The sequence below is a fragment of the Bacteroides fluxus YIT 12057 genome, assembly GCF_000195635.1.
Lineage (GTDB): Bacteria > Bacteroidota > Bacteroidia > Bacteroidales > Bacteroidaceae > Bacteroides > Bacteroides fluxus.
On sequence record NZ_GL882623.1, the window covers coordinates 109,029 to 122,645 of the forward strand.

A 13,617-nucleotide genomic window follows, 5' to 3' on the forward strand; every position below is an offset into this window, starting at 1 on the left:
TTACTTATTTAAAATGTTAATTCCAAACCGAAAATGAACTGTCTTGTATTCGGGTAACCAAATTTCACCAAATTAGTATCCGGTTCAGGGTCATATCCAGTGAACTTTGTAACGGTCAAGAGGTTGCGGCCAGTAAAATATATGTTTATGTTTTGAACATCCAAGTGTTTTAATACGGATTTCGGAAGAGCATATTGTACTGTGATATTCTTCAGACGCAAGAATGAAGCATCTTCAATCAAGTGGTCATCGAACTGAATGGCTTCGCTGGCAGCCGGTATGTCGGTAACCTGACCTGGAGTAGTCCACATATTCAGCATATTCGTTGTCTGGTTAACCTTCAAAGCTTGGCTCGGGTTCTCCAAAAAGTAGTTATCGTTACTAATCATGTATTTCTTCCAAGCCCATGTGAAGTCGGCACTTACGGTAACGCCTTTCCAAGAGGCTTCCGTTCCAAAACCGCCAGTATAAGGAGCAAAACGATCTTTGCCAAGTAACACGGCATCACGCTCTTCGTTATATACCTTAGTCAAATTGCCATCTTTGTCATACCAAATCTGCTTACCATCGCGCGGATCTACACCAGCCCGACGAACAAAGAATAGTTCACCTACAGAGTGCCCTACTTTATATTTCAAACCATAGTTGGGCAAAGCGTATTCATCGCGGCCGTTGAATAATTCTGTAATTTCATTTTTGTTATAATTGAAGTTGGCTTTCACGCTCCAACGGAAATCATTGGTATTGAAGATGTCCACTGCTACATCCAGATCCACACCTTTGTTCACCATGGCGCCGATGTTGCCTGCACCACTGCTGAATCCGGTAGTCAGAGAGTAAGGAATATCCATCAACATGTCAGTTGTCTTTTTATGGTAGAAGTCTGCGCCTATGCTTAAGCGGTCGAATAACCGGAAATTAAGACCGATATTGGCAGAAGCTACCTTTTCCCACGTCAAGTCGTAGTTACTTGCTTGCGAAATACCTAAAGAACCTAAGCCGTTATAAGTCTTTCCGCTTCCAATCAAGCCGAAGTAAGCATAGTCGTCGATGCTGGAGTTACCGGTAGTACCATAACTGGCTTTTACAGAAAGCTCGTTTATCCAGTCTATATTGTCCATGAATCTTTCTTTTTTCAGATCCCACATGGCACCTACCGAGAAGAAGTTTGCCCAACGGTCATTCGGAGCGAATTTGGAACTTCCGTCGCGGCGGAAAGCCAAATCCACATAATACTTTTGAGCATAATTATAACTGCCAGTGAAGAAGTATGAGTTTACTACGGACTCAGTTAAAGCTTGGCTCAAATCAGTGGGAGCAACTTTTGTTCCTTGCTGCAGGAACAACTGACGTGAGTCTGTATGCCCGGATGACATTACTCCAAAACTTTCATCCTTGGCGATGATGGACTCTTGTCCGGCCAGCAGTGTAATGTTATGGTCTTCTATGTGAAACTTGTATTCAGCCGTATTCGTATAAGTCCAAGTGTAATATCTTTGGAAAGATTCGCTACGTGCACCGGTGTCTCCCTTATAGACGTCACCCATTGGTGTTTCAAGGTCATCAGTCGGGAAATAAATGTTTGAGCCGCGGTAGTCAAAAGCGTTTAAAGCCTGTTGAGCTCTAATGGTCAATCCTTTGATGGGAGTAAGCTCTTGAAATAAGTTGATATTGGCTGTCACTAAGCGTTTTTGAATGTCGCGTGTATCGTTGATGTAGTCCACTGTCGGTGTTTGAGAGAAGTGCAGATATTGCGCTTTGTCACCCCACGTAAGCTTTCCGTCATTGATAGTATAGTAGCGCGGAGAATCGTAGGGCATAGCTTTGCGGGCAAAGAATGCCGGGTTGGTACCATAGATGGCATTAGTTGCCTCAATTTCATTGTTAGTATTATATTTTGCATAACCCAAATTGGACTGTATGCCTACTTTCAGCCATTTCTTCACGCGGGCATCGAAGTTGAAACGTAAGGATTCGCGACGTAAACCGGATTGATCAACTATACCTTGTTGGTCGTGATGGTTTAAAGATAAATAATAAGATGTGTTGCTGCCACCTCCACGTATGTTGGCATCAAGTGTATAAGTAGGTGCGCTTCCATCGAAAACTTCATCTCTCCAGTTAGTGTCAATTCCATACTTATTGATGGCATCCTGTGCTTCTTGTGACAACGGTTGCCCCAACATCTCGCGGAACTTCAAATATTGTTTGGAGTTCATCATTTCTACTTGGTCTTCAACCATGCTTGAGAAACCGAATTGGCCTCGTAAAGTCACAGTTGCTTTTTCATTGAATTTTCCTTTCTTACTAGTGATTACAATGACGCCATTGGCTGCACGCGAACCGTAAATAGCTGTGGATGCAGCATCTTTTAGTACTGTGATGTTTTCAATGTCACCTGGGTTCAGCGAATTGAAAACTGTTGAAGAAATAGGTGAGCCATCTAATATAAACAAGGGAGTTGTACCAGCGTTAATAGAGCTTACACCGCGTAAGCGAATGGAAGCGGACTTGGAAGGGTCTCCTGAACCGGAAAGTACAGACAAACCAGATACTTGCCCTGATAGTGCATCTGTAAAATTGGTAGTAGGATTTTTTTCCAACTTCGTATTGTTCACGGTACTTACGGAACCTACCACAGAACCTAATTTTCTGCCTGTACCATAACCAACTACAATCACCTCGTCCAATAACTCTGTATTGGATTTCATGATGATTTTCATAGTAGGTTGAATATCAACTTCTTGCTCCTGCATACCAATGTAAGAAATCACCAAAGTTTTCGCGGAACTTGGTACGTTCGGTAATGTAAAATCACCATCTACACCGGTAATGGCACCTATTTGTGTACCTTTTACCAATACAGAGGCTCCAATAACTGGCTGCCCGTCTTCTTCAGAAATCACAACACCTGTAACTTTCTGTGTCTGGGCAGTTACTAGGCCTATTCCTACAAAAAGACAGGCCAATAACAGCATTAATTTTCTTTTCATAAATTCTCTCTTAAAGTTTAACTTTACATTAATTGTTTCTTTACTCTAACAAAATGCAAATATATTAATAAAACTGAAACGGGCAATTATTTTAATGAAAAATCCTTGTAATTCTATCAATTTGTTAATAAAAGAACGATTTTTATGCTTAACAACAGCTTTTTTGCATTTAAAAAACCTAAATAGAGTTGCATTAACTATCACTCTGATTCGCTTATTTTAGCATTCTATCTGGTGAAATACATATATTTTAAAACAAAATGGTTAAAAAAAAGAGGTGTACAAGCTCATTTTCTTTCTCTTCCAAGACAAATTGAATGTTCTTAAATACCAAAAAAGAACAAGAATATGAAACTAAAAGGCCCTTTTTACAGATATTAAGTCTTCTTCAACTCTCATAGTGCACAGAATATCGTCTTATTTGTTCATAGTATTAATCAAAAAAACAAGAGATGAGTAAAATTATTTACAATTTGGTGTACAACAGAAAAAAATGCCTCAACAAAAAAGGGATGGCATTAGTTCAAGTAGAAGCTTATTTGGACAGAAAGAAAAAGTACTTCTCTACAAAAGTTTATTTAAAGCCTGAACAATGGGATACCAAAAAGCTTGTCGTTAAAAACCACCCTAATGCGGATGCTTTAAATCGATTGATATATGAGTATATGTCAAAGATAGAAAAAAAAGAATTGGAGTTATGGCAACAAGGACGACGTATTTCTTTGGAATTATTGAAAGATGTATTAGGTACAAGCGAGAACAAAACTTCTTTTATCCCCTTTTTTAGGCAAGAAGTTACAAATTCCGCATTGAAAGAAAGTACTAAAAGAAATCATCTCTCAACTCTTACATTATTGCAAGAATTTAAAAAAGATGTATCATTCTCTGATTTAACATTTGAGTTTATATCATCGTTCGAATATTTTTTGCAGTCTAAAGGATATCACACCAATACGATCGCTAAGCATATGAAGCATCTAAAACGCCATATCAATGTTGCTATTAATAAAGATTATATGGAGATACAAAAATATGCTTTCCGGAAATATAAAATTAAAACCATAGAGAATAAACATACACATTTAGCTCCAGAAGAGTTGGAAAAGCTAGAGAGGCTGAATTTAATTGGGAGATACACTAAGTATCAGAAAACTTTAGATGCGTTTTTGTTTTGTTGTTATGCCGGAATGAGATATTCCGACTTTATCAGCCTAACACCTGATAATATCGTAGAAATACACAAAGAAACTTGGCTAATTTATAAATCTGTCAAAACTAATACGGAAGTCAGACTACCATTATATCTTCTTTTTGAAAAGAAAGGTCTTGTCATTTTGGAAAAATATCAAGACAATATTCAAGACTTCTTCCATCTTAGAGATAATTCAAATGTAAACAAAGACTTGATTATTTTAGCTCGCTTAGCGGGATTGTCAAAAAAAATATCTTTCCATACAGCACGTCATACTAATGCAACTTTACTAATATATAATGGGGTTAATATAACAACTGTACAAAAATTATTAGGACATAAAAGCGTGAAAACCACACAAGTATATACTAATGTTATGGATATGACAATCGTTCACGACCTAGAAAAGAACCACTCACTTATACCTTGGAAGAAAAAGGTGTAGCCCTATCCTCCAAAGGGTGTAGCCTTGGCACTGAAAAGGTGTAGCCCTAACCGCATAAAGGCTACACCCTTTTTGATGTATATAAATTTGAATGATAAAATGATGTAGTTCTAAGACATTAGCGCCTTAAAAGCTTCATTTTTGGTGAATAAATGGTATAACATTGAATGATATATGTTTTTTCTTTCGCTTAAGAATCTGTACCATCAAATCTAAGCGTTTTCTATGTCAAGCTGATAATTCGTCTATATAAACTGTTGGATACAGTATAAATCACATTCAGACTCCCACACAAAAGTATTTGGTATTGAAAAAATCACTGGATGAATGTTGTAATTGCCATAATATAGTAGCAAACGGGTAAGTTTATCTTGTTTTTACACCATCTTCAGTATATTGTAAGCCACATTTCATAATAACGATTTTTTCCTCCACTCCAAATATAGCACTGATTATAAGTCATATATATATTTATTAGTTCCGCGAAAACTTTGGTGATTTCTTACATTGGTATGCAGACGCAAGAGGTGGCAATTAAACCAAGCGTAAAGATTATATTGAAATCTGATACAGAAGTACTTGATGAGGTACTAGTTACAGCTTATGGTACTGCAAAACGTTCGTCTTTTACTGGATCAGCCAGTGTTGTTTCTTCGGAAAAGTTAGAAAAAGTACAGACTTCAGACCCGACAAGTGCTTTAAACGGGCGAGTAGCCGGTGTACAATTTAATGCAGCCTCTGGGCAACCAGGCGGAAGCACTTCTAACAAAGACGGGCAAGCCAAAATTCGTATCCGTGGTATCAGTTCCATCAATGCTGCAAATGATCCGCTGATTATCCTCGATGGTGTACCATACGATGGCGATCTGAACAACCTTAATAATCAAGATATCGAGTCTATGACCGTATTGAAAGATGCCGCTTCCAATGCTTTGTATGGTGCACGTGGCGCTAATGGTGTTATTATGATTACCACTAAAAAAGGGAATAGTGGGCAAGCAACAGTCACTTTGGATGCTAAATGGGGATCCAATTCACGAGCTAGCCGCAATTATGACATGATTAGCAATCCGGGACAATATTATGAAATGTATTATGGAGCATTGAATAATTATTTCTTAGGAAGAGGATTGAGCACCAATGATGCTTATCAACAAACTATGGCTCATATGACTGCATACGATGATTATGGTTTGGGATACAATGTGTACAGCCTGCCTAATGGTGAATACTTAATTGGAGAAAACGGAAAACTAAATCCCAATGCAACTTTGGGTAACTTAATAAACGTAGATGGACAACAATTCTTGGTAAGACCAGACAAATGGATTGATGAAGCTTACCGCAATAGCCTCCGGCAAGAATACAATGTGAGTATTACAGCCGGTAACGATAAGTCATCTTTTTATGCTTCTGTTAACTATTTGAATAATGAAGGTATTACTGCCAACTCGGACTATGAACGTTTAACAGGTCGATTAAGGGCTGATTATCAAGTAAAAGAGTGGTTGAAAGTTGGCGCTAATATGGCCTATACTCACTATGAAGCTAATTCGTTGAATGAAGACGGAAGCAGTGGCTCATCAGGCAACGTATTTGCTATTGCTACACAGATCGCGCCAATCTATCCATTATTTTTACGTGACGGCAGCGGTAATATCATGCAAGACTCAAACGGTTTCATTTGGTATGACTTTGGTCAAGGTGAAAATGCAGGATTGGGGCGTCCCATTTATTTCGGTTCAAATGCCATTGCTGAGTCCCGCCTTAATACTAACAATGGCGAAGGTAACTCCATGAATGCATCTGGGTTCTTTGAGGTACGTTTCTTGAAAGATTTTAAGTTCACTTCTACCAATAGTGTATATGTGGATGAAACTCGTACTACACAGGTGACCAACCCATATTATGGACAATATGCTAGTTCAAACGGTATCCTATACAAATACCACACGCGCGATCTCTCTTATAATTTCCAACAATTACTGACTTGGAAAAAGGACTTTGGACTCCACAATGTGGATATCATGTTAGGTCATGAATCGTATCGTCAAAAATATTACTATATATTGGCCAACAAGTCGAACATGTTTGACCCAACCAATCATGAATTGGCGGGTGCCATTACCAATGGTAACTCAGATTCATATACAACGGACTATAATACGGAAGGTTACTTTGGCCGCATTCAATACGACTACGCTGAAAAATACTTCGTTTCCGGTTCCTACCGCCGCGACGCTTCTTCCCGCTTTCATCCGGACAATCGTTGGGGTAACTTCTGGTCGGCCAGTGCAGCTTGGAACATTACACATGAAGATTGGTTTGATATCGAATGGGTTAATATGTTAAAGTTTAAAGTATCATATGGTTCACAAGGTAACGATAATATTGGAAACTATCGTTATGTAAATACATACAATATTGTAAACTCCTCTGGTAATCCGGCTGCTGTTCCCTATACTTTAGGGAATAAGGATATCACTTGGGAAACTAGTGCCAACTTTAACATGGGTATAGATTTCGAGTTCTTCAAACAACGTTTAACTGGTACCATCGAATTCTTTAACCGTAAAACTACGGATATGCTTTTCTCATTCCCTTTGCCTCCTTCTTACGGTTATACCTCCTATTATGCTAATGTAGGCGATATGCGTAACTTGGGATTGGAAGTGGAATTAAAAGGCACATTAATTAAGACTAACGATTTCCAATGGGATTTGGGACTAAACATGACCCACTACAAAAATAAAGTCACTTATCTACCCGAAGAGCGCAAGACGATGGAAGTAGATGGTGTAAAAGGTTACAGCAGCGGTAATAAATATTATGGAGAAGGGGTATCACTCTATACTTTCTATTTAAACAAATATGCAGGCGTAAATGAAGACGGTGAATCATTGTTCTACAAAAACATAAAAGATGAAAACGGTAAAGTGATTGGGAGGGAAACCGTGACTAATCCTTCACAGGCCGACTACTATTTGTGTGGGACTTCACTGCCGGATGTATATGGAGGTTTTAATACGGCATTCAACTATAAAGGTTTTGACGTTTCTATTGATTTTGCTTATCAAATTGGCGGACAAGTATATGATAGCGACTATGCTAGTATGATGTCTTCACCAACAGCACAAAGTAGAGGGAAAGCCTTCCATAAAGACTTGCTTAATTCCTGGACAACAGGTAATACTGCAAGCAACATTCCCCGCTTCCAATATGGTGACGAATACACAGCTTCCTCTTCTGACCGCTTTTTGACTAGCGCCTCTTATTTAAGCTTGCAAAACATTAATGCCGGTTATACTTTACCCACACGTATCTGCCGAACCTTTGGAGTAGAAAAACTTCGCGTATATATGGCAGCCGATAATGTATATCTGTGGTCAAAGCGTAAGGGCATGGATCCGAGACAAAGTATTAGCGGTACCACCACAACCTCTTTCTATGCGCCTGTACGCACCATCTCTGGTGGTATTACATTAACTTTCTAATAATTATAAATTAATTGAATATGAAAAATATATCTAAAATACTATTAAGCGTCTGCTGCTCTGCCTCTCTCATGTTGAGTAGTTGTATTGATGAAACAATGCCTACCAATGTCGCTACTACTGACCAATTGGGAGCTTCAGATAAGGCGACAGAAGCGCTGTTATGGGCCATGCCAGCATTTGCCAATAAAGTTGAAAATGTAGCAGGAAATGATTGGGAATGGGGATACGGCTCGTTGATTCACATTCGTGACGTAATGACCGGTGATCTTGCCATACAAGCTAGTGCTTATCAGATTTGGTACCAATTTTGGTTTACCAATACCGGTATAGGTCCTAACACGGCTGCCAGTCAATTTATCTGGAACTATTATTGGCAGTTTGTGCAGACTGCTAATAATATGATTAGTGCCGTCAACACTGACAATGCAACCGACACTCAATTGGGATACCTAGGAGTAGGCCATGCTTTTCGTGCTATGTTGTATCTAGATATGGCACAATCTTATGAGTTTTTGGAGAACGACAAGATTTCTCCCATAAATAGGGATGGAAATAACGTTTTACATCTTACTGTCCCTATTGTAACAGAAACAACTACGGAAGAAGAAGCACGTAATAACCCTCGTGTTACACGGGAAGAGATGGCTGTGTTCATCCTAAATGACCTAAACAAGGCTGAGGAATATATCCCCAACTTAACCTCTATGATTAAAACGCTTCCTCACTTAGATGCCGTATATGGCCTAAAAGCACGCTATTATATGTGGCTAGGAGAATATACCAATGCAAAAGACTATGCACGTAAAGCTATTAATACAAGTAAAACATCTCCAATGACAGAGGAACAATGGTTGAGTACCACAAGTGGCTTTAATGACATCTCCTGTTGGATGTGGGGTTCGCAAATGCAGTCCGAAGATGAGGCTGTACAGACAGGTATCTTAAATTGGGCTTCTTTTATGTCACCGGAGGCTTTGTATGGATATGCTTGGGCCAACGGAGGCGGTATTATGAGTAAGATTGACGCTAAGCTATACGCTAGAATCAAGGATACAGATTTTCGTAAAAAAGCGTGGAAGGCGCCTGCTGGTAGCGCGTTGGAAGGGCAGACCCCTTATATTGACCCGTCTATAGACGACTATTTACCTGCATATACAGGTGTTAAGTTCCGTCCGGGTAATGGTAACATGAATGATTACACCGTAGGTTCAGCATCAGCTTATCCATTCATGCGTGTAGAAGAAATGTATCTAATAGAGGCAGAAGCTGCTGCTCATCTTAATGCAGGCGAAGGTAAATCTCTATTAGAGTCGTTCATGATAACTTACCGTGACCCTTCTTATGTATGTAATAACCCGGATATTATTGACGAGATACTTCTGCAGAAACGTATTGAGTTGTGGGGTGAAGGTACTACTTTTTATGACATCAAGCGCTTAAATCTGTCCGTTACACGTGGATACTCTGGGACGAATTGGAGTGATGCTGCACGTCTTAATACAAACGGCAGACCTGCATGGATGAACTTCTGTATTGTTCAAACAGAAGAAAATAACAATGAGGCTCTAAGGGGATATGATAATCCCGATCCAAGTGGATGTTATGATACATGGTTAGGAGAATAATAAACTGACATTACTAAGAGGCCGATGTTTCAAAAATGTATTTGAAACATCGGCCTCTTGTTTTATTTATCTTTTCTGCATACCTATAATAACCAGTATTAAGCAAATGAACATAATTTGCATTTTATTTGGTGTAAAGTAAATTTCTGTTTTGCTCTTAAATGTTAAAAAACAAATAAATTTTCTCAGTCAAATTTCAAAGAATTGGTAATATACAGAATACTCGCCCAATTCATTGCTCACAAAGTCCTTTTCTAATAATCTCTTTATGGTATCCTGTACATAATTTGCCATCACTTTATAAGTCCTCAGAAATTTGAAAACCGCTATTTTTCTTGACTTTCCTTCTTTATAGACAATCATCAATGCTTTCCTTTTGTTTCGGTGGAAGTTGAAATAAGAGAGAAGGATAGATGAAATTTAACTGTGCCAGAATATTGGCAATGACCGTTTCCCCTTTGGCTATTGTATAAATTTCACTAGGCAAAATCATTGCATAAAGTGTATTGGAAACAAACTGGATATATCAAGTAACCCCTTCAAAATGACTATATATGGGATGAATAGTTTCTTGTTCAATTCGTTTTTTTGTTTTTCTAAAAATGCTTCTGAAGAAAGTCTGTATATACCGATTCGTCAATAAGCAAGAGATTCATGATGGCTATATTTTAATAGTGATACGAATATTATTTTACATAAAATATGGATTGTCATTACCAAACAAAAAATGCAAGTAAATATTTTAGTAAAAGTAGAATGTTTTTCTGATATTTACAAAACTCGTATACCGTATCACCGGAAGTGTTGTCCAATATCTCAGATTAATATGCTGTATTTATAATATCTATCAGATAGTCAATACTTTATATCTTTTAATAGTATCACATAAGTAGAGACTTATGTATTAATAACCCTATGCCAATACTTTATAAAGAGGATATTTTATAAAACCGATTTACACCGTCTGTTATATATCTCTTATTATCAATTGATTATATAAATAGTAGTTCCGCGAAAACTTTGGTGATTTCTTACATTGGCATGCAGACGCAAGAGGTGGCTATCAAAGCAAATTTGAAAGTAATTATGAAGTCTGATTCTGAAATGCTTGATGAAGTGATGGTTGTCGCTTATGGTACAGCAAAGAAGTCTTCATTCACAGGTGCCGCATCATCAGTCAAAGGTGACAAAGCATTAAAAGATGTGCCTGTCGTGTCGTTTGAGCAGGCTTTACAAGGATCTACTCCTGGAGTTACAGTAAACTCAACAAGTGGGCAACCGGGAGCGGCCTTGAGCATTCGTGTACGTGGAACCGGTTCTATGAATGCTTCCAACAATCCGCTGTATGTTATTGACGGCGTACCCGTGGCATCCGGTGACATTGCTGTGTCCGGAGTAACTGGTGACAGCAAATCATTTAACGTCATGGCCTCTTTAAATCCTGAAGATATCGAGAATATCACTATCTTGAAAGATGCTGCTGCAGCTTCATTATATGGTTCACGCGCAGCAAACGGTGTTATCTTGATTACAACCAAGCGAGGAAAAGAAGGTAAAACTAAACTAAACTTCAAAGCGAGTTGGGGTGTGAGTGATTGGGCTGTTGAAAACTATAAAACAGTGAACGGTGACCAACAACACGAATTGGCATACGAAGCCTTTTATAATGAAGCCATTCTTTACAAGAATGCATCAGAAGAAGATGCACATGCCTATGCAAAAAGTTGGACTGAAGCTTATGTCCCGAAAAAAGACAGCTATGCTGACTGGAAAGGCGCAGCTTTTAATAAGCATGGCAACTCACAAAACTACGAATTCTCGGCTCAAGGAGGAAGTGAAAAAACTACATTCTATGCTTCACTGGCTTACAAAAAAGAAGAAGGAATGGTGAAAACTTCTAATCTGGAAAGTTATTTGGGACGTGTAAATGCAACTCACAAATCAGCGGATGAGAGAACGCAGATGGGAGTGAATCTTTCTTTTTCAAAGCAAGAGTCAGAAGTGACAAGCGAAGGTACAGCTTACGCTAACCCGTTTTTTATGACCAATTACGCTTACATGCCGAATACCCCGATTTACAATGAAGACGGTTCTTATAATGAAGGCGGTATCTTGGCTGCCCTTAAACTGCCTAATATCATTAAAGATCAAGGTCTGGACAAGAACACGTCTGCCGTCATCAGAAGTTTTAATTCTTTATGGGCCTCTTATCGAATTATCGAAGGGTTGACTCTTAAACAAACATTGAGCTACGATTTTATTTTCAATGAATCAACTACCTACTGGCCCAGCACCTCAAACAATGGAGAGGTTCATAAAGGATTAATGATTAAGATTCCTTATCAGTTCCATAATTTATACTCTTCTACTATATTAAATTATATAAAAACATTTGGCGGTAAGCATAATGTAGATGCCTTGATTGGTTGGGATGTAGATGATAGAAGCACTAGATATGTACAAGCGGTCGGCTCCGGCTATCCCAATGATAAACTTCCGGAATTGGAGAACTCATCAACACCTAAAACCGCATCTTCCGGTTATTCTGATGACAAGCTGCTGTCTTTCCTTTCCCGTTTCAACTACGACTATGACGGCAAATATTACGCTTCCGGAACCTTCCGTCGTGACGGTAGCTCACGTTTAGGAAGTAACAAACGTTGGGGTAACTTCTGGTCTGCTTCTGCTGCATGGCGAATCAGCCAAGAAGCATTCATGGAAAGCACGGCAGATATCATTACCGACTTAAAAATCAGAGCTTCCTATGGTGTGAACGGTACATTGCCAAGCCAGTACTATGAACATTTGAGTTTGTTCGGTAATGGCTATAACTATCAAGACAACCCGGGTTCTGCACCAAGCAACATCGCTAATCCCGATTTGGCATGGGAAAAGAACAACAACTTGAATATTGGTTTTGACGCACGTTTATTTGACCGTATAAACATTTCGTTTGACTATTATAACCGTGACACAAAGGATTTATTGCAAAAAGTCCCTACTTCTATGGTAGTAGGTTTTTCCTCTGTACTGAAGAATGTAGGGTCTATGAACAACAGAGGTGTGGAATTGGATATCAGTGCAGATGTTTTTAAGGATTCACAGATAAGATGGAATACCGGACTGGCTTTGTCTCATAACAGAAATAAAGTGACCAAATTGTATGGTGGACAGGATATTATCAGTGGAACTACTATATTGAGAGAGGGTGAATCTTATTATTCTTGGTGGACAAGAGAATGGGCAGGCGTAGATCCTGAAACAGGAGAAGAACAGTGGGTATTGAATACCCAAAATGAAGACGGCTCTTTAAACAAGGAACTTACAAAGAATCCGGCACAGGCTCAACGAATTGTTGCAGGTAAGCCTGATCCTACGATTGTAGGTGGCTGGAGAAATTCCATTTCTTGGAAAGGCTTGGAATTGAATGCCCTTTTTTCCTTCACGTTAGGAGGGCATATCATGAACGATGCGGCTCTGCTGTACCTCGAAACAGACGGTGAAGCTTTCTACACCGCTATTGGTGAAGACCAGTTGAAAAGATGGCAAAAGCCCGGTGACATAACAGATGTTCCCCGCCGTATTAACGGTTACCAATATGCCCGTTACGGCAGTGACCGCCACATGAAGAGTTCAAACCACTTACGTTTGAAATCCCTTTCGCTCTCTTATGCGCTTCCTTCTCGTTTATTAAAAACTGCAGGAATAAGTAACATGCGTGTATTTGTATCCGGTAGCAACCTGTTGACTTGGGCTGCATACAAGAATGTCGATCCGGAACAAAGCATTAACGGTGTCACCTCATTTGCTTTCCCAAATACCAAAAGTTTCACTTTCGGTATTGAAGTCGGACTATAAAACATAA

The 13,617-nt window shown here is 38.9% G+C and carries 5 protein-coding genes; 4 read left to right on the top strand and 1 reads right to left on the bottom strand.

Annotated elements, in window-relative coordinates; all coding sequences use genetic code 11:
* Positions 1-8: 8 nt before the first annotated feature.
* Entirely contained in the window at positions 9-2,993 is a 2,985-nt protein-coding gene (locus HMPREF9446_RS06290; protein ID WP_009124634.1) for a SusC/RagA family TonB-linked outer membrane protein, read from the bottom strand.
* Positions 2,994-3,445: 452 nt separating this feature from the next.
* Between HMPREF9446_RS06290 and HMPREF9446_RS06295 the strand changes: the two genes are divergently transcribed.
* From HMPREF9446_RS06295 to HMPREF9446_RS06315, 4 genes are all read left to right on the top strand, one after another.
* Positions 3,446-4,630, top strand: coding sequence for a site-specific integrase (locus tag HMPREF9446_RS06295; RefSeq protein ID WP_009124635.1), 1,185 nt, complete (start codon positions 3,446-3,448; stop codon positions 4,628-4,630).
* A gap of 512 nt (positions 4,631-5,142) precedes the next feature.
* On the top strand, positions 5,143-8,124 hold the full coding sequence (locus tag HMPREF9446_RS06300; protein ID WP_009124636.1) for a SusC/RagA family TonB-linked outer membrane protein: 2,982 nt from the start codon (positions 5,143-5,145) through the stop codon (positions 8,122-8,124).
* Between the two features lie 20 nt (positions 8,125-8,144).
* Positions 8,145-9,752, top strand: coding sequence for a RagB/SusD family nutrient uptake outer membrane protein (locus tag HMPREF9446_RS06305; protein ID WP_039968691.1), 1,608 nt, complete (start codon positions 8,145-8,147; stop codon positions 9,750-9,752).
* 996 nt (positions 9,753-10,748) lie between these two features.
* Entirely contained in the window at positions 10,749-13,610 is a 2,862-nt protein-coding gene (locus tag HMPREF9446_RS06315; RefSeq protein WP_262360192.1) for a SusC/RagA family TonB-linked outer membrane protein, read from the top strand.
* The last annotated feature ends 7 nt before the right edge of the window (positions 13,611-13,617 follow it).

What these genes read in the sequence shown, in the direction of transcription:
- HMPREF9446_RS06295 (WP_009124635.1), top strand. Translation starts at nt 3,446, where the DNA reads ATGAGTAAAATTATTTACAATTTGGTGTACAACAGAAAAAAATGCCTC.
- HMPREF9446_RS06290 (WP_009124634.1), bottom strand. Translation starts at nt 2,993, where the DNA reads ATGAAAAGAAAATTAATGCTGTTATTGGCCTGTCTTTTTGTAGGAATA.
- HMPREF9446_RS06305 (WP_039968691.1), top strand. Translation starts at nt 8,145, where the DNA reads ATGAAAAATATATCTAAAATACTATTAAGCGTCTGCTGCTCTGCCTCT.
- HMPREF9446_RS06300 (WP_009124636.1), top strand. Translation starts at nt 5,143, where the DNA reads ATGCAGACGCAAGAGGTGGCAATTAAACCAAGCGTAAAGATTATATTG.